At 65.3% G+C, this 20,011-nt stretch carries 19 protein-coding genes; 8 read left to right on the forward strand and 11 right to left on the reverse strand.

Translation table 11 applies throughout. From position 1 onward, the window contains the following. Positions 1-320: 320 nt before the first annotated feature. Positions 321-740: a DUF883 family protein gene (locus KHO41_RS17680; RefSeq protein ID WP_211954580.1), complete on the reverse strand. Its 420-nt coding sequence runs from the start codon at positions 738-740 to the stop codon at positions 321-323. 40 nt (positions 741-780) lie between these two features. Beyond that, complete coding sequence (locus KHO41_RS17685) at positions 781-945, reverse strand: DUF1328 domain-containing protein (protein ID WP_011296314.1); 165 nt, start codon at positions 943-945, stop codon at positions 781-783. Positions 946-1,246: 301 nt separating this feature from the next. On the opposite strand from KHO41_RS17685, the gene KHO41_RS17690 reads away from it, so the two are divergent. Next, complete coding sequence (locus KHO41_RS17690) at positions 1,247-2,647, forward strand: sensor histidine kinase (protein WP_211954581.1); 1,401 nt, start codon at positions 1,247-1,249, stop codon at positions 2,645-2,647. 71 nt (positions 2,648-2,718) lie between these two features. Here KHO41_RS17690 and KHO41_RS17695 read toward each other — a convergent pair whose 3' ends face one another. From KHO41_RS17695 to KHO41_RS17715, 5 genes are all read right to left on the reverse strand, one after another. Then, positions 2,719-3,129, reverse strand: a complete 411-nt coding sequence (locus KHO41_RS17695; RefSeq protein ID WP_211954582.1) for a response regulator — start codon at positions 3,127-3,129, stop codon at positions 2,719-2,721. Between the two features lie 71 nt (positions 3,130-3,200). Beyond that, positions 3,201-3,833 (reverse strand): response regulator, encoded by a 633-nt coding sequence (locus KHO41_RS17700; RefSeq protein WP_211954675.1) that lies wholly within the window; start codon positions 3,831-3,833, stop codon positions 3,201-3,203. A 345-nt stretch (positions 3,834-4,178) separates the two neighbouring features. Continuing rightward, on the reverse strand, positions 4,179-4,532 hold the full coding sequence (locus tag KHO41_RS17705; protein WP_211954583.1) for a hypothetical protein: 354 nt from the start codon (positions 4,530-4,532) through the stop codon (positions 4,179-4,181). 263 nt (positions 4,533-4,795) lie between these two features. Further along, positions 4,796-7,543 carry a methionine synthase gene (metH, locus tag KHO41_RS17710; RefSeq protein WP_211954584.1) on the reverse strand — a complete coding sequence of 916 codons (2,748 nt, stop codon included), beginning with the start codon at positions 7,541-7,543 and terminating at the stop codon, positions 4,796-4,798. Positions 7,544-7,562: 19 nt separating this feature from the next. Beyond that, positions 7,563-8,618 (reverse strand): homocysteine S-methyltransferase family protein, encoded by a 1,056-nt coding sequence (locus KHO41_RS17715; protein ID WP_011296308.1) that lies wholly within the window; start codon positions 8,616-8,618, stop codon positions 7,563-7,565. Positions 8,619-8,785: 167 nt separating this feature from the next. Between KHO41_RS17715 and KHO41_RS17720 the strand changes: the two genes are divergently transcribed. Beyond that, positions 8,786-9,178 carry a rhodanese-like domain-containing protein gene (locus KHO41_RS17720; RefSeq protein ID WP_211954585.1) on the forward strand — a complete coding sequence of 131 codons (393 nt, stop codon included), beginning with the start codon at positions 8,786-8,788 and terminating at the stop codon, positions 9,176-9,178. A gap of 869 nt (positions 9,179-10,047) precedes the next feature. Here KHO41_RS17720 and KHO41_RS17725 read toward each other — a convergent pair. The 4 genes from KHO41_RS17725 to KHO41_RS17740 all read right to left on the reverse strand — a co-directional run bounded on the left by KHO41_RS17725 (position 10,048) and on the right by KHO41_RS17740 (position 13,316). Then, entirely contained in the window at positions 10,048-10,305 is a 258-nt protein-coding gene (locus KHO41_RS17725; protein ID WP_011296306.1) for a BTH_I0359 family protein, read from the reverse strand. Between the two features lie 216 nt (positions 10,306-10,521). After that, entirely contained in the window at positions 10,522-11,370 is an 849-nt protein-coding gene (locus KHO41_RS17730) for an alpha/beta fold hydrolase (RefSeq protein ID WP_211954586.1), read from the reverse strand. A gap of 52 nt (positions 11,371-11,422) precedes the next feature. Next, complete coding sequence (locus KHO41_RS17735; RefSeq protein WP_211954676.1) at positions 11,423-12,397, reverse strand: DUF3108 domain-containing protein; 975 nt, start codon at positions 12,395-12,397, stop codon at positions 11,423-11,425. Between the two features lie 85 nt (positions 12,398-12,482). Continuing rightward, positions 12,483-13,316, reverse strand: a complete 834-nt coding sequence (locus KHO41_RS17740) for an IclR family transcriptional regulator (RefSeq protein ID WP_211954587.1) — start codon at positions 13,314-13,316, stop codon at positions 12,483-12,485. A 246-nt stretch (positions 13,317-13,562) separates the two neighbouring features. Between KHO41_RS17740 and KHO41_RS17745 the strand changes: the two genes are divergently transcribed. From KHO41_RS17745 to KHO41_RS17770, 6 genes are all read left to right on the forward strand, one after another. Next, positions 13,563-14,579: a Bug family tripartite tricarboxylate transporter substrate binding protein gene (locus KHO41_RS17745; RefSeq protein ID WP_211954588.1), complete on the forward strand. Its 1,017-nt coding sequence runs from the start codon at positions 13,563-13,565 to the stop codon at positions 14,577-14,579. Positions 14,580-14,649: 70 nt separating this feature from the next. Continuing rightward, positions 14,650-15,630: a fumarylacetoacetate hydrolase family protein gene (locus tag KHO41_RS17750; RefSeq protein WP_211954589.1), complete on the forward strand. Its 981-nt coding sequence runs from the start codon at positions 14,650-14,652 to the stop codon at positions 15,628-15,630. 115 nt (positions 15,631-15,745) lie between these two features. Beyond that, positions 15,746-16,579: an enoyl-CoA hydratase/isomerase family protein gene (locus KHO41_RS17755; protein ID WP_211954590.1), complete on the forward strand. Its 834-nt coding sequence runs from the start codon at positions 15,746-15,748 to the stop codon at positions 16,577-16,579. Between the two features lie 73 nt (positions 16,580-16,652). Then, a complete protein-coding gene (locus KHO41_RS17760; RefSeq protein ID WP_211954591.1) occupies positions 16,653-17,441 on the forward strand; it encodes a PhaM family polyhydroxyalkanoate granule multifunctional regulatory protein in 789 nt (262 codons plus the stop codon). Between the two features lie 39 nt (positions 17,442-17,480). Continuing rightward, on the forward strand, positions 17,481-18,776 hold the full coding sequence (locus KHO41_RS17765; RefSeq protein WP_376989649.1) for a patatin-like phospholipase family protein: 1,296 nt from the start codon (positions 17,481-17,483) through the stop codon (positions 18,774-18,776). 191 nt (positions 18,777-18,967) lie between these two features. Beyond that, positions 18,968-19,822: a ferritin family protein gene (locus KHO41_RS17770; RefSeq protein WP_211954592.1), complete on the forward strand. Its 855-nt coding sequence runs from the start codon at positions 18,968-18,970 to the stop codon at positions 19,820-19,822. Positions 19,823-20,011 lie beyond the last annotated feature (189 nt).

Consider the following 20,011-nt stretch of genomic DNA (forward strand, 5'->3'; position numbering starts at 1 on the left):
AATTCGCCCCTTTGGGGCAACCAAAACGCGTTTTTGGTTACTTTTGTCGCTCGGACAAAAGTGACTCGCCGGCTACGCCGGCGAAACAGCCGCGCCTGCCAAGAGCGATAACCCAGCCCGAACAACAAGCCCCCGCCGGCTACGCCGGCGAAACAGCAACGCATGCCAAGAGCGATAACCCCCGCAATTCAGCGATGACCCTAAAAAAAGCGCCCGACGCCGCCACAGCGGAGTCGGGCTTCCGGATCGTGGATGTCTTCCGGACAAGGGGGGAATGTTGCTACTGGCCATCGCGCCTGCCCGCGCACGGCCGCAGCGTGCTACTCCCGGTGATTGCGAGTGGCGAGCAACAGCCCGATCAGCGCACCGATCGCGGCAGCGAGTCCCACTGCCTTGAGCGGGGATTCGGCCACGCGCTGCTGGGCGTGCACGACGGCACCGTCCATGCGCTCGCGCACCTGGGTTACGCCCTCACCGGCCTGCGCCCTCAGGCGCTCCGTCATTTCACTGGCCCGCGCGCGCAAGCGGCGGCCGGCGTTCAGGCTTTGCTCCGATCCTTCGCTCGCCAGCACTTCGATGGTGTGCTGAAGCTGCGAGATCAGCGACTTCACCTCGTCCGAGATGGGCCCTGCCGCGTCGCGCGTATCGCGTGCGGCGTGCCGGATCCGGCGAATGGTGCTGTCGGCGCTATCGGCGAGGTGGGTGATTTCCTTCCGGACTTTCGGATTCTGCGTCAGCATGGGCTCTCCTCAGGACGTGGGGGCACAGGTCAGGGCGGCGTCACCGTCTGCGGACCAGACCCATCACGGCGGTAACCAGAGCCACGATCAGGAAGATGAAGAACAGGATCTTGGCGATCTCGACGGCGCCGGCAGCAATACCGCCAAAGCCGAAGACCGCGGCGATCAGCGCGATAACGAAAAAGACGAGTGCATATTGCAGCATGACTGGACTCCCGATGGGGGCGAAGCCTGCCCGCCTGGCGGACCGGATCGCCGGTTAGGGCTTGCGCGGTGACGAACAAGCTCATAGCCTCATCGTAGGAAGCCCGCCCCGGCGCAGACACCGACAGCGGGCCGATTCCGCTGTCAGCCAAGTCCTACAGTGCCGGCCCGGAGCGCCGCGTGCAGCGTCGAATCGGGCATGCCGAAAGTGGCCGCGGCCACCTTAAATGGTTGACCTCGCCGTGAGGATGTGATCCCATGGCCGCACCCCGGCGGCAAGCGCCCCACCGAGGAATTGCCTCATGTTCAAGCAGTCTTTCCTTCCGCATACCCTGCTGCTCGCTGGCGGCATCCTGCTGACCCTGGCCGTGCTGGTCGCTTCCGAGACCGGCAACGTGCGCCTGCGCGAGAGCTACAACGAAGTCATCCGCTCGCAGCGCGTGCAGACGCAACTGGCCGCGCTCAACGGCGAACTGGTCAATGCCGAAGCTGGCCAGCGCGGCTTCCTGCTGACCGGCAAGGACAGCTACCTGGATCCCTATTACGAGGCCCTGCCGCGCATCAACGAGCTGATGGCGCACATCCGCGCCGACTACGCGACCGATCCCGAAGCGCTGCAGATGTTCGGCGAGACCTCCAAGCAGATCAGCAGCAAGCTCAACGAGATGGCGCTGACGCTGCTGTACGGCAAGCGCGACCTGGCGGTGGCGCTGGACCTGGTACGCACCGACTACGGCAAGCAGACCATGGACAACGCGCGCCGCGGCCTGGACCGGCTGCAGGCGCGCGAAGCCGATACCGTCGCGCACCGGCTGGAGGGCGCCGAGCGCGACGTGCAGCTTTCGCGCTATGGCATCGCCTTGCTGACCGCCATCAACATCGTGCTGCTGATCGCCGTCGGACTCGGCCATGCCAAGCGCCTGACCATGTCGGAGGGGGCGCGCGCGCAAGCCGAGGAGGAAGGCCTGCGGCTCGATCGCAAGGTGCGCGCGCGCACACGCCAGCTATCGGCGCTCGCGGGCCACCTGCAGCGTGTGACGGAGGACGAGAAGACCCGGCTCGCGCGCGAACTGCACGACGAACTCGGCGCGATCCTGACGGCCATCAAGCTGGACTTGCACTGGGTGCGCCGGCGCGTACAGGAAAGCCAGCCCGAAGCCGCCGACAAGCTGTCGCGCGTGATGCTGCACGTGGATCAGGGCATCCAGATCAAGCGCCGCCTGATCGAGGATTTGCGGCCGACCGTACTGCTCAACCTCGGCCTGCGTGCCGCCCTGCTCCAGCTGGTCGAGGACGTCGCCGCGCGCAATCACTGGGAATCCGAAATCAGCGTGCCGGAAGAACTGCCACGCCTGCGCGACGACGCGGCGATCGCGCTCTACCGCATCGCGCAGGAATCGCTCACCAATGCCAGCAAATATTCGCAGGCCACGCATATCCGGCTGTCGGTCGGCTACACCGACGAACAGCTGACGCTGACCGTTCACGACGACGGCAAGGGCCTGCCGCCCGATTTCGATGCCGGCAGCACCGCGGGACACCATGGCCTGCTCGGCATGGAGCAACGCGTGACAGCGCTGGGCGGCAGCATGGACATCGTGTCGTCGCCCAATACCGGCGTAAGCATCTGTGTAGAAGTACCGCTCACCGCATCGGTGCTGGCCCCGGCGGAAGAACCGATCGGCGAGACGCAGCCGGAATAGCGGGAAATACGGAATAGCGGGAAATACGGCAAGTACGGGAAATGCGGGGAGTCTGGAGAGGCAGACGCGCCTCAGGCACCTGCGGCCGCGCGCTCCTCGATTACGCGGAACACCTGCTCGAGCTCCAGCGACTTGTCGAAGAAGTAATCCGCCCCGGCTTCGGCGCACTGGTTCCGGTACACGGACACCTGCGCGTGGTTCGTATAGACGATGCGCAGGCCGGGAAGATGTTCGCGCTGCATGACGCGCAGCACGTTGATGCCGTTGCCCTGCCGTAGCTGCAGGTCGACGATGACCACGTCATACGGCTTGTCGCCGGCGATCATGCGCACCGCCATGGCCTCGGTATCGGCCCAGTCGACGCTTTGCACATACGGAAAGTCGTTCAGGTATTCGAGGAGCATGCCCCGCAGGACTGCCGAATCCTCGATCAGCAGTACGCGCAGTGCCCGGTATGGGGAGTTCGAAGCCTGCTCCGACATTCTTCAAAAACGTTCAGTGGGACGGTTCACCCGGCGCGTGATGCAGCGTTCGCGCCGGGATCTCCTGGCCGTCATTCGACCAGGCCGTTCTTGATGGCGTAGTAGGTCAGGTCCGCGTTGGTTTTCATGCCCATTTTCTCCAGGATGCGCGATCGGTAAGTGCTGACGGTCTTCACGCTCAGGAAGAGTTCGTCCGCGATGACCGATACCGACTGGCCGCGTGACAGCTTGCAGAAGATCTGGAACTCGCGCTCGGACAGCATCTGGTGCACCGGCTGTTCGGTCGGCTTGTCGAGGCCGCCGATCAGCAGGTCCGCCACAGCCGCGCTGACATAGCGGCGGCCCTGGGCCACGGTGCGAATGGCCTTGACCAGGTCATCCGGCGCGCTTTCCTTGGTGAGGTAACCCGAAGCGCCCGCGCGGATCAGGTTGATCGCGTACTGGTCTTCGGGATAGGTCGACAGGATCAGCACAGGCAGGTCAGGCTTGCGCTGGCGGATCAGTTTGAGCACATCGATGCCGTTGCGCTCGGGCATCGAGATGTCGAGCACCAGCACGTCGAATTCGCCGTCGCGCAATTTCGCCATGACTTCGTCGCCGCTGCCGGCCTCGCCGGTGACCTGGATATCGGGTTCGTCAGCAAGAAACTGGCGCAGCCCTGCGCGAACAATCTCGTGATCATCGGCGATCAGGACGCGGATCATCATGGGCTCCACTGGTGGGGCTTTCGCCTAATAAATTCGGGTGCAGGCGGAACCGCTTGCCGTGTAAGCATTGTAGTGCCGCCAGGCGCCGCGGACTGTCGGTGTCAGGCTGACATGGAGTGCGTTACCGCAGTGCCGCAGAAAGGGACGGGGAATCAGGGATCGGAAAAGCGGCACAGGCACCGCTCCGCCTGCACACATGCGCAATCGGCCGCACAAAAGCAAAGCGGGACGGCTGGAGGTCCGTCCCGCTTTGCTGGGGTGCTGCGGTGCACTGCGGTGCATGAAACCGCTTGGGGCCAGTCCGGGCCCGAGGCGGCTGAGGCCGGCCGCGCCGGCCCCGGCTTACTGGACCTTGGCGCCCGCGTCGGCGCCCGCGCTTGCGCCCAGGGTCGCGTCAGTCTTGTCCTTCTTGTGCGACTTTGCGCTGTGCTTGCTCTTGGCCTTTCCGGCGTCGGCCTTCGCAGGCTCTGCCGGGGTGGCAGGAGTGGCCGGCGTTGCCGCCGCGCTCTTGTCCAGCGAAGTCGATGCGCCTACGCCCGCGCTGGTGCCCCCGACCGGAGCCGGCGCATTCACGGCGGCGCCGACATCGGCCTTGACACCCGCGTTGCCGGCGGTAGTGCCCGTACCTTGCGCCATGGCCAGCGACGAAGCAGCAGCGATCGACAGGGCGGACAGGGAGATCAGCAGTTTCTTCATGGAAAGGCTCCTTTCAGGGTGATCCGCTGCGAAATATTCGCTGCGGCATCCACGCTGTTGTTCACGTGAACTTGGAGCCAGTCTAGGGGTGCGACCGCTTCCGGTCTGTGAGCGATTGCAATGCAGTGTAAGGAGTTGTGAAGCGGCGCGAACGCCGCTCAGGGCACGGAGATGCTGCGATGCAAGGCGAATTTCCCTGCCGCATCAAGGACCTGCGCCAGAGCAGGCGCCGCGCGATAGCGGCGCCCCGGCGACGCATGCGGTTACAGGTTGGGGGCCAGCGCCCGCGCCACGGCGTTGCGGTCTTCATGGCGGCGCGCCGCCATGTCGTCAACCTGGTCCTGGCCGATCTTGCCGATCGTGAAGTAGGTCGAGTCCGGATGCGACAGGTAGAAGCCGCTCACCGACGCGGCCGGCGTCATCGCCAGCGCTTCGGTAATGCCCATGCCGATGTCGGCGCAGTCGAGGAACTCGAACATCGGACCCTTGACGGTGTGCTCGGGGCACGCCGGATAGCCCGGAGCCGGGCGGATGCCGCGGTACTTTTCGGCGATCAGCTCGTCGTTGCTCAGGTGCTCGGCGGCGTCGTAGCCCCACAGGTCGGTCCGCACGCGATGATGCAGGCATTCGGCGAAGGCCTCGGCGAAGCGGTCCGCCAGCGCCTTCAGCATGATCGCGCTGTAGTCGTCGTGATCGGCCTCGAACTGCGCTTCCTTCTTGTCCACGCCGATACCGGCCGTGACCGCGAACAGGCCGATGTAGTCGGCCACGCCCGACGACTTCGGCGCGATGAAGTCCGACAGGCAGCGGTTCGGGCGACGCACGCCGTCGACCACCGGGCGTTCGCTCTGCTGGCGCACGTTGTGCCAGGTCAGCGCGACCTTGCTGCGCGTCTCGTCGGTGTAGATCTCGATGTCGTCATCGTTGACCGTATTGGCCGGCAGCAGCGCCATCACCCCGTTTGCGGTCAGCCAGCGGCCCTGGATCAGCCGCGACAGCATGGCCTTGCCATCGGAGAACACGCGGCGCGCGGACTCGCCGACGATCTCGTCGTTGAGGATGTCCGGGAATTTGCCGGCCAGGTCCCACGTCTGGAAGAACGGGCCCCAGTCGATGTAGTTGGCCAGTTCCGCGAGGTCATAGTTGCGGAACACGCGCCGGCCGATGAACTTCGGCTTCGGCGGCACGTAGCCGCTCCAGTCGATCGGCGTCTTGTTGGCGCGCGCCTCGGCCAGCGTCACCATTGGCGTGGCCTTCTTGCCCGCGTGCTGGACCCGGATGCGCTCGTAGTCGGTCTTCAGGTCATCCAGGTACTTCGCGGCGCCTTCGTCCGACAACAGGCTCGACGCCACGCTGACCGAGCGCGAAGCGTCAGGCACGTACACCACCGGGCCTTCGTAGTTCGGCGCGATCTTCACCGCCGTATGCACGCGCGAGGTGGTCGCGCCGCCGATCAGCAGCGGAATCTTCTTCACGCGGAAGTAGTCGTCGCGCTGCATCTCGGAGGCCACGTAGGCCATTTCCTCGAGTGACGGCGTGATCAGACCCGACAGGCCGACCATATCCGCGCCCTCGACCTTGGCCTTGGCCAGGATCTCGTTGCACGGGACCATCACGCCCATGTTGACGACTTCGAAGTTGTTGCACTGGAGCACCACCGACACGATGTTCTTGCCGATGTCGTGCACGTCGCCCTTCACCGTGGCGATCACGATCTTGCCGCGCGAACGCACATCGCCGCCGGCCTCGGCCAGCAGGCGCTTCTCTTCCTCGATGAACGGCAGCAGGTGTGCCACCGCCTGCTTCATCACGCGCGCGCTCTTGACCACCTGCGGCAGGAACATCTTGCCGGCGCCGAACAGGTCACCGACGACGTTCATGCCGTCCATCAGCGGGCCTTCGATCACCTCGATCGGACGGCCGCCGCGCGCGGCGATCTGCTGGCGGGCTTCTTCCGTGTCTTCGACGATGAAGTTGGTGATGCCGTGCACCAGCGCATGCGCCAGGCGCTCGCCCACCGTCACCGGCGCCTCCGGCGTGCCACGCCAGGCCAGGTTCTCTTCCTTCTTCGCGCCGCCGCCCTTGAACTTGTCGGCGATCTCCAGCAGGCGATCGGTGGCGTCGTCGCGGCGGTTCAGCACCACGTCTTCCACGCGCTCGCGCAGTTCGGGATCAAGCTGGTCGTACACGCCGAGCTGGCCCGCGTTGACGATGCCCATGTCCATGCCCGCCTCGATGGCGTGGAACAGGAACACGGTGTGGATCGCCTCGCGCACCAGGTCATTGCCGCGGAACGAGAACGACACGTTCGACACGCCGCCGCTCACCTTCGCATACGGCAGGTTCTGCTTGATCCAGCGCGTGGCTTCGATGAAGTCCACCGCATAGTTGTTGTGTTCCTCGATGCCCGTCGCCACCGCGAAGATGTTCGGGTCGAAGATGATGTCCTCGGGCGGGAAGCCGACTTCATTCACGAGGAAGTCATAGCTGCGCTTGCAGATCTCGGTCTTGCGCGCGAAGGTATCGGCCTGGCCCTTTTCGTCGAACGCCATCACCACGCTGGCGGCGCCGTAGCGGCGGATCAGCTCGGCGTGGTGGCGGAACTGTTCCTCGCCTTCCTTCAGCGAGATCGAGTTCACCACTGGCTTGCCCTGCACGCACTGCAGGCCGGCCTCGATCACTTCCCATTTCGAGGAGTCGATCATGATCGGCACGCGCGCGATGTCCGGCTCGGAGGCAATCAGATTCAGGAAGCGGACCATTGCCGCTTTCGAATCGAGCATTGCCTCGTCCATGTTGATGTCGATGATCTGCGCGCCGTTCTCGACCTGCTGGCGCGCGACCGCCAGTGCTTCATCGAACTGGCCGTTCAGGATCATGCGGGCGAAGGCCTTCGAGCCCGTGACGTTGGTGCGTTCGCCGACGTTGACGAACAGCGTGTTGTCGTCGATCGTGAACGGCTCCAGGCCGGACAGGCGCATCGGGCGCGGGGGCAGTTGGTTCGTGCTCATGTGTTCTTGTCTCGCTGGCTCAGGCGGCTTCGCTGTACTGGCCCGGCCACGTGCGCGGGTTCCGCTTCGCCATGCGCTCGGCGATGGCGGCAATGTGTTCAGGCGTGGTGCCGCAGCAGCCGCCCACCAGGTTCACCAGCCCGGAGGCGGCAAATTCATCGACCAGCGACGAAGTGACTTCCGGCGTCTCGTCGAAGCCGGTTTCGCTCATCGGGTTCGGCAGGCCCGCGTTCGGGTAGCACGAAATCGCCACGTCGCAGACCTTCGCCAGTTCGGCGATGTACGGACGCATCAGCGTCGCGCCCAGCGCGCAGTTCAGGCCGAACGTGACGGGCTTCACATGGCGCAGGCTGTTCCAGAAGGCTTCGACGGTCTGGCCCGACAGAATGCGGCCCGAGGCATCGGTCACGGTGCCGGAGATCATCACGGGCAGGCGCTCGCCGGTGTCCTCGAACAGCTGGTCGATCGCGAACAGGCAAGCCTTGGCGTTCAGCGTATCGAAGATCGTCTCCACGAGGAACACATCGGCGCCGCCATCGAGCAAACCCTTGCCTTGCTCGTAGTAGGACTCGCGCAGTTCTTCGAACGTGATATTGCGCGCGCCCGGATCGTTCACGTCGGGCGAGATGCTGGCGGTCTTCGGCGTCGGGCCGAACGCGCCGGCAACGAAGCGCGGCTTGTCGGGCGTGCTGTACTTGTCGCAAGCCGCGCGCGCGAGCTTCGCGGCTTCGACATTCATCTCGTACGCGAGCTCGGCCATCTTGTAGTCCTCCTGCGCCACACTCGTGGCACCGAAGGTATTGGTCTCGATGATGTCCGCGCCGGCGGCGAGGTACTGCTCGTGAATTTCGCTGATGACCTGCGGGCGCGTCAGCAGCAGCAATTCGTTGTTGCCCTTCACGTCCACCTTGTGTTCCGCGAACCGCTCGCCGCGATAGTCGGCCTCGGTCAGTTTGTAGCGCTGGATCATGGTGCCCATGGCGCCGTCCAGGATCAGGATGCGCTCGCGCAGCAGCCGGGGCAGATTGGCAGCCCGTGTATAGGGACGCACGGAGGGTTGTTCAGGGGCACTCATGGCGGGGACTGTTAGAAGGCGGGACGGATCGTCAAGACGACGATTTTATCAGGTGCATCAAGGCCTTGCGGGCATGGCAGGTTGCCTGTGCGGGGGCTGCGGGCCTACACTGAGAGACGTAACGATCACCAATTGCCGGCGGTTGCGCTGGCTATCCCCGCACTGCCATGGAACACCTCAGCCCCGCCGACGCCCAGGCCCTGTTGCAGCAATCGCCTGATGCCCTGTTCATCGACTGCCGCAGCGAGATGGAATACCTGTTCGTCGGGCATCCCAAAGGGGCCCATAACGTGCCTTGGAACGACGGGCCGGACTGGGAAGTGAATCCGCATTTCGTCCAGGTCGTGAAGAAGCTTGCAGGGCAGGCGTCGGCGCGGCCGGTGCTGTTGATTTGCCGCAGCGGCAATCGCTCGACCGCCGCGGCGCGTGCGCTGGAAGGGGCTGGGTTTTCGAATGTTTATAACGTTCTGCATGGATTTGAAGGGGATCTCGATGCCGAGCGACACCGGAATACGGTGAATGGGTGGAGGTTTGAGGGGTTGGAGTGGGAGCAGTATTGAGTTTGAGGGGGTTGGGCTTTCGTTCTTGGCAGGCGCCGCTGTTTCGCCGGCGTAGCCGGCGGGGGGTTTTGTGGTTGGGGCCGGGTTATCGCTCTTGGCAGGCGCTGCTGTTTCGCCGGCGTAGCCGGCGAGTCACTTTTGTCCGAGCGACAAAAGTAACCAAAAACGCGTTTTGGTTGCCCCAAAGGGGCGAATTTTTATCGTAGTGTGCTGAGGGTGTTGTACGGGTATGGGCTTCAGAGTGAATTACGCTGCCTGCCGCGTGGGGCACCACCGTGGCCAGAATTACAGCGCTGATTGAACGAGCCCTGCAAGCGTCTGTGGCCCCTGCTGCGAGCGATATCGTGTGATCGCCTTCGGCTGCGCTGCGCGCAGAGCCCTAGTCTGAGCACGCAGGCCCAGGGCAAACCAGGCCCGGGTGAAGATGCCGCGCTTGCATGCGCGCAGAGATAGGAAATTGGGACTCGGGCGCCGGCGACGCTGATGAGCTTGCACCCAGACGACGACGTGCGCGCAGCGCAGCCGAAGGCGTCCCACCACTGACCTGGTTGGAACGCTGTACCCGAGTCCGTCTTGGGGATCGTCCAAAAGTCGTGCCGCGTGAGGCACAGGTTCTGACTCACATGGCGTAGCAGGGTCGAACGGCCGACCACCATCGCAGGCGTCCAAAGCCGTTTGAACCGCTGCCGCCGTAGAATTGATGGCCAGCGGCAACGACGCGCTTTTTGGTTACTTTTTGTCGCTCGGACAAAAAGTGACTCGCCGGCTACGCCGGCGAAACAGCCGCGCCCGCCAAGCACCCCCAACTCTTCAAACCCAAAAGCAAAACGCCCGCTAACTAGCGGGCGTCCAAATCACATCCCAAAACCTTAATGCATCACCAACGGATGCGTCATCACCGTATCGAACTTCCCAAGAAAGTCATCAACCTCCTCGACTGACGGCTCGCTTTCAATCAATCTCTGGACGTCGGCGCGGAAATTCTCGGCCAGCTTCCCGCCAAGAAAAATCTCCCGCTTCATATTCTTGTCGACGATTTCATAACCACCGAATTCGAGAGGCGCTTGCTCGACATCTGCGCCAAACTCAACGATGCAGTAGTTGTCGCTGTTGTAGATCATTTGCATGGCACACCTCCTTGCGTCATGGTTGGGGCGGCCGGCCTTTTTCATTGTTGCCGTTGAGCGGGGCGCGGCGTCGTTACCTCCAAGCTAGGGGCGGCCACGGCAATTTCAAGTTTTGCGTGCGGGCCGCCGTACGGATACAGCGTTTTCTGCCTTTATAAGTTGGGCAACGGCAACACCAACAAGTTTCTTGAGGTTTGGACACCAGTGTGTTGTGCCTTACGGAACGTCGCACTGGCCGCCGCAAGCAGCGTGGCCGAGAAAGGTATCCAGCACGGCATGGAAGCGATCCGCCTGTTCGACCGCCACCAGATGCGCCGCCGGCAATACTTCCAGCCGCGAACCGGGAATCGCCGAGGCGATGGACTGCGCCATGGCGACTGTCGCACCCTGGTCGTGTTCGCCCGCCACGACGAGCGTCGGACAATGGATGCGCCCCAGGGCACTTGCCATGTCGAACGCCATGATGGCCTGCCCTACGCCGACATAGCCGCGTACCGGCGTGGCCAGCAGCATCGCGCGGATGCGCGCGACTTCGTCGGGATGCGCGTTGCGGAAGGGCTCGGTCAGCCAGCGTTCCAGCGTGGCATCCGCAAGGCCCGACATACCATGCGCCTCGACTTGGCCGATGCGGTTGTGCCACATCGGATGCGCTTCGAGTGGCGTGTGGCTGATCGTGGCCGCGAGTGTCAGCGATAGCAGCCGTTCGGCATGGCGTATGCCCAGCGTCTCGCCGATCATGCCGCCCACCGAGATGCCGCAGAAATGGGCCTGCGGTATCTGCAGTGCGTCCATGATGGCGGCTACATCGTCGGCCAGCCGCATCATCGTGTAGGGCCCGACCGGGGCATCGCTGTTGCCATGGCCGCGCATATCCGGGCGCACGACGCGATAGCGTGAGGAAAGATGGCGCGCCGTGGCGTCCCACAGTGTGTGGTTGGCGCCGAGCGCGTGCGCAAGGATCACCCACGGGCCGTCGGTGCCATCCACGCGAACGTGCAGGTCGGCGCCATCGGCGTGGATGCGATGCGTCTCTCCGGATGTGTTGGCTGCGGTGCTGGCGGTCATGGCGGAGCTCCTTGAATGGCTGACGGTTCGGCGCGGGGTGGCGCCGCGCGCCCTACTGGCCTTCGGTGCTGCGATAGACGAGGTCGATCTGCGTGCCATCCGGCTCGGTCTGGCGCAGACGCACCGGCATCCAGCCGAGCGACTGCGCGAGCCAGATCTCGACGCGGCGCTTGTCGCCCGCGTGCCGCTGCAGCCGCACGAAGTGCTTGGCGCGCACCATGCCGCGGCCGGTATCGATCTCTTCCTCTCCAACATACTGCACTTGCATCGGTTGCATGTCCCGCGTGTCGGCGACCTGGAACGTTTCAGTGACGCCAGGCGCCGCATAGCGCTGCGGATTGCCGCGGACGCGACCCACCAGTTGCAGGAACACGCTGAACCGGTCCTGCGCGCCCGGCGACAACGGCGACTGCGTGCCCGGCGCGAACGCGACCGTGCCGGCGGCCTGGTCGAAGCGTGCGGCTTCGGATTTGCCGCGCCGGTTTTCCTCGTAGCGCTCGGGCACGAGGCCCGTCTCGGTCATGACACCGCTGCTCTGGAAGGCGAAGCGGAACCACAGCACGCGCGTCTCGACCGCCAGGCGATAGTGCTTGCCGTCCTGCTCCCAGCGGATCAGACCGTCCGGGTTCTGCACGCCGTTGACGAAGCTCGCGTAGTGCATGGTGGCCGAAGGCGGCGCCACGTATTTTTCGCCTTCCTGTGCGGGCGGACCGGCCGGTCCCGCCGGAGCCGGTGCCGGCCCAGCGGCCGCGCCGGCGCCGCTGCCGCCGGGACCGGTGACGGTTTCGGTGGTGCCGCCTTCGGACGTCGCCACAGGCGGCGCAGGCGGCTCGGGCGGTGTTTCCGCGGCCTTGGGGGCGGGCTGAGGCGCGGCAGGACGCGGCTTTGGCGTGGGATGAGGCACCGCGGGCGGCGGGCGCGCCGGCCGCGGCGGCGGTAACAGCACCGCTTCGAGCGCTGGCGTTTCACTGACATCGAGCGGGATCAGCGGACCGGGCATGCGCAGGAAGCCGATCACGGCCAGCATGTGCACGAGCAGCACCAGCAGGATGACGATGATCCAGCGCCGCCGCCGCCATACGCGCGGATCGGCGCCGGTTCTGGCGCGGGAATCAGAGGTGGCCGGTCCGTCCGGCCGTTTGGGCGGCGCCAAGATAGCCGAGTTCCGATGAAAGCTGTTGGGCAATCTCTCGCACGCGGCGATCGACCGTACCATTCCATTCTGCATCGAATATGCTTTGCGCGCCGAGCACGATCAACCCCATCGCCAGATGGCCGTTGGCATCGAACACCGGCATCGAGAACGCATTGATGCCCGGCAGCACGCCGCCGCGCGTGCGCGCCGCGCCGTGGGTCCGCACGTCGTCGCAGATGGCATCGTATTCGGACAGGCTGGCCGGGATATCCGGCACCTCGTCCTGCCCGCGCGCGGCCAGCTCGCGCTCGATCAGCGGCAGCGTCTGCTTGCGCGACAGGTACGCGCCGTACAGGCGGCCGGTGGCGGAGTTGAGCATCGGCATCACGTCGCCCAGCCGCAGGCTGACCGTAACCGGGTGGCTCGATTCCTCCCAGTGCACGATGGTCGGCCCGTGGTTGCCCCACACCGCGATGCCCGCGGTCAGGTCGATCTCGTCACGCAACTGCGACAGGATCGGCCGCGCCTTCTTGACCGGATCGAGCCGGTTCAGGCCGGCGAGCCCGAGCTGCAGCGCGAACGGCCCCAGGTCATAGCGCCCGCTTACCGGATCCTGCGCAACCGCGCCCAGGCGCAGGAAGCTGACCAGGTAGCGATGGGCCTTGGCCGGGTTCATCTCGGCCGCGGCGGCAAGGTCGCGCAGCATCATCGCGCGCGGCGAGGCCGCCAGCGCCTGCAGCAGCTTGAACCCTACCTCGATGGACTGGATACCGGAGCGCAGCTTGGCGTCGTCTTCGTCAAGTTCGGTCATGCGCAGCGAGCATTGGGGCTGTGAATGAAAAAAAATCGGGGGATACAGCAGAATTGTGGGGTATTCGGCGCCGGCAGCACAGGGGATCCGGCAAAAACCTTACGTAAATTTACTATAGCGAAATCGATTTACCAATTTTTAAACGGTGAGTAGACTTTGCCGACAGACCCGGGGCGCCAACTGGTCAGCATGGACCGCGGCGCCGCATGACAAGGCCGGGCTGCGAATACCAGACGGAGACAACCGATGATGCCCTTCCGCCCCGCGCGCGCCACGCTGCGCGCCGCCTCACGTTCCCTGGCCGTCCTTGCCGCTACCGCCACGCTGGCCGTGGGCGCCGCCGCACCTGCGCGCGCGGCTGACGCGTGGCCGTCGCAGCCGATCCGCTGGGTGGTGCCCTATCCGGCAGGCGGCGGTACCGATGTGGTCGCGCGTACGCTGGGCCAGGCGATTACCCCTGCGCTCGGCAAGCAGGTGGTGATCGACAACCGCCCGGGGGCGGCGACCATCGTCGGCGCCGACGCGGTCGCGCACGCCAAGCCCGACGGCTACACCGTGCTGACCGCCGACACGGCCACGCTGGCCGCCAATCCGTCGCTGTACAAGAAGCTGCCGTACAACGCCGACAAGGATTTCGTTCATGTCGGCATGATCGCGCGGTTTCCGCTGGTGCTGGTGGCCACGCCGAACTTCCCCGCGAAAACGCTCAAGGAAGTCATCGAGTACGCACAGAAGAACCCCGGCAAGGTCAACTTTGCGTCGCCGGGCCCGGGCAGCCCTCACCACTTGGCCATGGAACTGTTCATGGACCAGACCCACATCAAGATGACGCACGTGCCCTACAAGGGCGCCGCGCCGGCCGTGCAGGACCTGCTCGCCGGCCAGGTCGACCTGATGTTCGTGGACCTGGCATCGGGCCAGCAGAACGTGACCGCCGGCAAGCTGCGCGCGCTCGGCGTGGCAACGCCTAAGCGCCTGGCCATGCTGCCGAATGTGCCGACCGTCGCCGAGGGTGGCGTCGCGGGCTTCGAGGCTTTCGCGTGGCAAGGCGTGGTGGCGCCGGCCGGCACGCCGAAGCCGATCGTAACGCGGCTCAACGCCGAACTCGTCAAGGCCCTCAAGAGCCCGGACGTGCAGAAGCGCATGGAAGGCGTCGGCGTGGAGCCGGTGTCGAGCACGCCTGAGGAGTTCGCGCAGTACGCGCATGCTGAAGCCGAGCGCTGGGGCAAGCTCATCAAGGCGAAAGGCATCACGGTAGACTAACGGCCGCCACGTGTGGCGCGCCGGGCAGTCCGGCACCGCACGCATCGACCTGATCAAGCCTTTACCCATTATGAAACTCGCCACCCTCAAGGATGGCTCGCGCGACGGCCAGCTGGTGGTCGTCTCGCGCGACCTGAAGACCGCCCATTACGCCGCCGAGATCGCCGGCAGGCTGCAGACCGTGCTGGACGACTGGGCCTTCTATGCGCCCCAGCTCCAGGACCTGTATGACGCCCTCAACGCCGGCCGCGCGCGGCACCCGTTCGCGTTCGATCCGAAACACTGCATGGCGCCGCTGCCGCGCGCGTACCAGTGGGCTGACGGCTCGGCCTACGTCAACCACGTCGAGCTCGTGCGCAAGGCGCGCGGGGCCGAGATGCCGCCCGAATTCTGGACCGACCCGCTGATGTACCAGGGCGGCTCCGACGATTTCCTCGGACCCTACGACGACATCGTGTGCGCGAGCGAAACCTTCGGCATCGACTTCGAGGCCGAGGTCGCCGTCATTACCGGCGACGTGAAGATGGGCGCCACGCCCGAGCACGCCGCCGATGGCATCCGGCTGGTGATGCTGGCCAACGACGTGTCGCTGCGCAACCTGATTCCGGCCGAACTCGGCAAGGGCTTCGGCTTCTTCCAGAGCAAGCCGGCCACGGCGTTCTCGCCGGTCGCCGTCACGCCCGACGAACTCGGCGACGCCTGGCGCGAGCGCAAGGTGCACCTGCCGATGACCGTGCACTGGAACAGCAAGAAAGTGGGCCAGCCCGATTGCGGCACCGACATGGTGTTCGACTTCGGCCAGCTCATCGCGCATATCTGCAAGACGCGCAATGTGCGCGCGGGCAGCATCGTCGGCTCGGGCACGATCTCCAATGTCGACCGCAAGAAGGGCTACGCCTGCATCGCCGAGAAGCGCATGATCGAGACCATCGAAGACGGCAAGCCGTCGACCGAGTTCATGAAGTTCGGCGATGCGGTGAAGATCGAGATGTTCGACGCGCAGGGCCACTCGGTGTTCGGCGCGATCGACCAACTCGTCGCGCAACCCTGACACAAGCGCGGGCCGGACAGGGCCGTGCCGGATGTGCATATAATTTACCGACCGGCCGGCTGGTGAAAGGATCCATGCACCCGGCACGGCCCTTTTTCCATTCCACAGGCCTGCCATGACCACACCGACTCCTGCCCCCACGCCACTGTCTTCCCGCTACGAACGCTATCGCGCACTCACGCTGCGCCAGCATGGTCCGATCCTGGAAATCGTCATGGGCGCGGCGCAGTCCGCCAACCAGAAGCTGGCTACCGCGGATGCCAATATGCACCGCGAGCTCGCCGAAATCTGGCGCGATGTATCGGCCGACCCCGATGTACGCGTGGCGCTGATCCGTGGCGAGGGCAAGGGTTTCTCGGCCGGCGGCGACCTGTCGCTCGTGGAAGACATGGCCAATGATTTCGAGACGCGCACGCGCGTCTGGCACGAAGCGAGGGACCTCGTCTACAACGTGATCAACTGCGACAAGCCGGTGGTCTCGGCCATGCACGGCCCTGCTGTCGGCGCGGGCCTCGTGGCCGGGCTGCTTGCCGATATCTCGATCGCGGCGAAGACTGCGCGCATCGTCGACGGGCACACGCGCCTGGGCGTGGCTGCGGGCGACCATGCGGCGATCGTGTGGCCCCTGCTGTGCGGAATGGCCAAGGCCAAGTACTATCTGATGCTGTGCGAGTCGGTCAGCGGCGAGGAAGCCGAGCGGATCGGCCTGGTCTCGCTGGCGGTGGAAGAGGACGAACTGGTCGGGCGCGCGTTCGAGGTAGCCAACCGGCTGGCGGCTGGTTCGCAGACGGCGATCCGCTGGACCAAGTACGCCCTCAACAACTGGCTGCGCATGGCCGGTCCGGCTTTCGATTCCTCGCTGGCGCTCGAATTCATGGGCTTTGCCGGCCCCGACGTGCACGAAGGCATGGCGAGCCTGCGACAGAAGCGGCCGCCTCAGTTCAAGTAATCCAACCAGATCGGACGGAGACAGACCGCGGCGCCCCTGCTTGCCCGGCTGGCTCCACCACGGAGCGCGCGACATGTTCGGACAGATTCCCGATTTCACCAACGGCTTCGAGCTCATGAGCAAGCTGTGGGGCACCGGCGCGGGCTTGCCCGGCAGCCTGATGCCCGGCCTGCAGGCGGCCATGACGCCGCCCATGAACCTGGAAGACCTCGACAAGCGCATCCATGACCTGAAGGCGGTGGAAGGCTGGCTGCAACTGAACACCAATCTGCTGCATACCACCATCCAGGGCCTGGAGGTACAGCGCGCCACGCTGGTCGCGCTGCAGACCTTCGGCAATGCGCTCTCGCCCGAAGCCATGCAAAGCGCCATGGAAAACGTGGCCCGCACCGCCAACGCGCCGAGCGCCTCGCCGCCGCCGCCACGCCCTGCCGCCGACGAGAAGCCGGCACAACAGGCCGCGCCCGCGGAAGACGCGCCGGCACCTGGTGCGCAGGCGGAAGCTGCCGGCCAGGCCGCGGAGTCCGCCTTGCCGCCCAATGCGTCGCTATGGTGGGACATGCTGCAGCAACAGTTCAACCAGATCGCGAGCGGCGCCGCGGCGGCCAGCATGGCACCGTTCAGCATGGGCGGCTTTGGTGCCGCCAAGCCAAACGCATCTGCCGCGGCAGCAAAGCCCGCGGCCAAGACGGCCACCTCCGGCAAGACCGCGGGCGAGCCAGCGCGCAAAAACGGCGCCGCCGCCAAGGGTGCCACGAAGTCCGCGCCCAAGAGCACTGCCGCCCGCAAGAAGCCGGCGGACACCGCCAAGGCAGCCAAGTCCAACGGCGCTTCCGGCACTCCGGACGGCGGCGAGGAATAAGTCCACCTGCATCGCGTCGCTCGCCCCCTGGCAAACCGCATGCACAGAGACAGTTTTCCCGGCCACGAAACTGCGCAGGTCCATGCGCGCCACGGCAGCGTGACGCGCAACGCCACCGCGCTGATCATGATGGGCGGTGGCGCGCGTGCGGCCTACCAGGCCGGCGTGCTGAGCGGCGTGGCGCGCATTGCGGCACAGCACGGGCGCAGCCATGAGCCGATCCCGTTCGGCATCATCGCCGGTACGTCGGCGGGTGCGATCAATGGCGCGGGACTGGCTATCCAGGCGGCGAACTTCCAGGCCGCCGCCGACAGCCTGTCCGCACTCTGGCATGGCATCCACACCGACGACGTCTACCGCACCGATGTGCTGCGCGCGGGCGTGTCAGGAGCGCGCTGGCTGTCGGCGCTGGCGTTCGGCTGGGTCACCCACCGGCGCGCGCCGCGCGCGCTGCTCGACAACGCACCGCTGGGCAGCATGCTGGGCGAGTTGTTCGAAGGCCATCGCATACAGGCGAGCCTCGATGCCGGCGTGCTGCAGGCCTTCGCGGTCACGGCGCTGTCGTACAGCACCGGCCGGCATGTGACGTTCTACCAGTCGCACCGGCGCATCCATCCATGGCATCGCAGCCAGCGCATCGCCGTACCCGCGCAGATCACGGTGGACCACCTGCTGGCCTCGGCCTCCATCCCGTTCCTGTTCCCGGCCATGGCGCTGGAACTCGACGGCCACCACGAGTGGTTCGGCGACGGCACCATGCGCCAGATGTCGCCGCTGTCGCCGGCGATCCACCTCGGGGCTTCGCGCATCCTGGCCATCGGCTCGGCGTCGCGGCAGCGCCCGGGCTGGTTCGACACCGTGCCCGCCGGCGGCTATCCGTCGCTGGCACAGGTGGGCGGACAGGCGCTGGCCAGTATCTTCCTGGACGGGCTTTACGCCGACCTCGAGCGCCTGTTGCATATCAACCGGCTGCTCGCGCGCATGCCGGAACTGGCGGGCGACGCCGAAGGCTGGCGGCCCGTGCAGGTCATGACGATTTCGCCGAGCGAGCCGATCGAGGCCATTGCCGCCGATCACCTGCAGCAATTACCGCGCACCGTGCGCGCGCTGCTGGCCCCGCTGGGCGGCACAGAGGCACGCGGCGCCGCTTTCGCGAGCTACCTGCTGTTCGAGCCCGAGTTCACGCAGTCCCTGATTGCGCTGGGTGAACGCGATGCCGCCGCGCAGGCCGACGAGCTCGCGGCCTTTCTCTACGGCATCATTCCCGGCACTTCCACGCCCCGCGATCCGGGTCACGGACCCGCCGCGATTACCACGGAGGCCCCGGTTCTGTAATCCGGCGAAGAGCTGCCAAGCGCCGCTGCTGACACATTGTTGTATGTCACCGCCGTTAATCGCCCAAAAATGACTTGGAATCCGCTCGAACCGTAGCGATAGTCGTTGCATTTGCGGCGATCCGCCCTAAAAAAGGGAATAGAGAATAATTCGCATCTGGTAGAATCCGCCCGTAATTTCAAAGGCTTACCATGCTCTACCCCGAACTGTTCAAATCGTTGGAAGCGGTCCGCTGGCACATGGACAAGGACATCCCCTGGGACACCTTCGACGCCAGCCTGCTCACGGACGACCAGGCCAAGACCATCCGCATGAACGCCATCACGGAATGGTCGGCCCTGCCGGCAACGGAGATGTTCCTGCGCGACAACCGCCACGACTCCGACTTTTCGGCCTTCATGAGCATCTGGTTCTTTGAAGAGCAGAAGCATTCGCTGGTGCTGATGGAGTACCTGCGCCGCTTCCGCCCGGACCTGGTGCCGACCGAGGAAGAACTGCACGCCGTGCGCTTCGAGTTCGACCCCGCTCCGCCACTGGAAACGCTGATGCTGCACTTCTGCGGCGAAATCCGCCTGAACCACTGGTACCGCCGTGCCGCCGAATGGCACTCGGAACCGGTCATCAAGCATATCTACCGCACGCTGTCGCAGGACGAAGCCCGCCATGGTGGCGCCTACCTGCGCTACATGAAGAAGTATCTGGCGCAGTTCGGCGACAACGCGCGCTCCGCGTTTGCCAAGATCGGCGTGCTGATGGCGTCGGCGCGCCGCACCGAGAAGCCGCTGCACCCGACCAATCTGCACGTGAACAAGGCGCTCTTCCCGAACGACACCGTGCAGTCGCGCCTGCCGGATCCGGACTGGCTCGAGAAGTGGCTGGACGAACAGATCCGCTTCGACGAAGGCTGGGAAAAGAAGGTCATCGAACGGATCCTGCACAATATGTCGCTGCTGTTCGAACGCACCTTCGAGACGGTTCAGGACCTGAACCGCTACCGCAAGGAACTGAATGCGCGCCTGCAAGCGGGCGGCGAGCAGCCGGCATAAACGGCGAGACCTTCCTGGCTGGCCCGAAAAGCCCCATCGAATCGATGGGGCTTTTTCATTGGTGCTCGCCATTTTCGCGGACCATGCGCGCGCACAGCTTAATCTGTCAGGAAAACCCGCTGACACAATTTTCGTGTAGCCGCGCCGCGCGCCGGCAGTAATACCTGCCCGCAATCCCCCGCCCCTGGC

The sequence above is a fragment of the Cupriavidus numazuensis genome (assembly GCF_905397435.1).
In the GTDB taxonomy this organism is placed as follows: domain Bacteria; phylum Pseudomonadota; class Gammaproteobacteria; order Burkholderiales; family Burkholderiaceae; genus Cupriavidus; species Cupriavidus numazuensis.

Coding starts and splice junctions, on each gene's coding strand:
- KHO41_RS17680 (WP_211954580.1), bottom strand. CDS start 740: ATGCTGACGCAGAATCCGAAAGTCCGGAAGGAAATCACCCACCTCGCC.
- KHO41_RS17685 (WP_011296314.1), bottom strand. CDS start 945: ATGCTGCAATATGCACTCGTCTTTTTCGTTATCGCGCTGATCGCCGCG.
- KHO41_RS17690 (WP_211954581.1), top strand. CDS start 1,247: ATGTTCAAGCAGTCTTTCCTTCCGCATACCCTGCTGCTCGCTGGCGGC.
- KHO41_RS17695 (WP_211954582.1), bottom strand. CDS start 3,129: ATGTCGGAGCAGGCTTCGAACTCCCCATACCGGGCACTGCGCGTACTG.
- KHO41_RS17700 (WP_211954675.1), bottom strand. CDS start 3,833: ATGATCCGCGTCCTGATCGCCGATGATCACGAGATTGTTCGCGCAGGG.
- KHO41_RS17705 (WP_211954583.1), bottom strand. CDS start 4,532: ATGAAGAAACTGCTGATCTCCCTGTCCGCCCTGTCGATCGCTGCTGCT.
- metH (WP_211954584.1), bottom strand. CDS start 7,543: ATGAGCACGAACCAACTGCCCCCGCGCCCGATGCGCCTGTCCGGCCTG.
- KHO41_RS17715 (WP_011296308.1), bottom strand. CDS start 8,618: ATGAGTGCCCCTGAACAACCCTCCGTGCGTCCCTATACACGGGCTGCC.
- KHO41_RS17720 (WP_211954585.1), top strand. CDS start 8,786: ATGGAACACCTCAGCCCCGCCGACGCCCAGGCCCTGTTGCAGCAATCG.
- KHO41_RS17725 (WP_011296306.1), bottom strand. CDS start 10,305: ATGCAAATGATCTACAACAGCGACAACTACTGCATCGTTGAGTTTGGC.
- KHO41_RS17730 (WP_211954586.1), bottom strand. CDS start 11,370: ATGACCGCCAGCACCGCAGCCAACACATCCGGAGAGACGCATCGCATC.
- KHO41_RS17735 (WP_211954676.1), bottom strand. CDS start 12,397: ATGCTGGCCGTGATCGGCTTCCTGCGCATGCCCGGTCCGCTGATCCCG.
- KHO41_RS17740 (WP_211954587.1), bottom strand. CDS start 13,316: ATGACCGAACTTGACGAAGACGACGCCAAGCTGCGCTCCGGTATCCAG.
- KHO41_RS17745 (WP_211954588.1), top strand. CDS start 13,563: ATGATGCCCTTCCGCCCCGCGCGCGCCACGCTGCGCGCCGCCTCACGT.
- KHO41_RS17750 (WP_211954589.1), top strand. CDS start 14,650: ATGAAACTCGCCACCCTCAAGGATGGCTCGCGCGACGGCCAGCTGGTG.
- KHO41_RS17755 (WP_211954590.1), top strand. CDS start 15,746: ATGACCACACCGACTCCTGCCCCCACGCCACTGTCTTCCCGCTACGAA.
- KHO41_RS17760 (WP_211954591.1), top strand. CDS start 16,653: ATGTTCGGACAGATTCCCGATTTCACCAACGGCTTCGAGCTCATGAGC.
- KHO41_RS17765 (WP_376989649.1), top strand. CDS start 17,481: ATGCACAGAGACAGTTTTCCCGGCCACGAAACTGCGCAGGTCCATGCG.
- KHO41_RS17770 (WP_211954592.1), top strand. CDS start 18,968: ATGCTCTACCCCGAACTGTTCAAATCGTTGGAAGCGGTCCGCTGGCAC.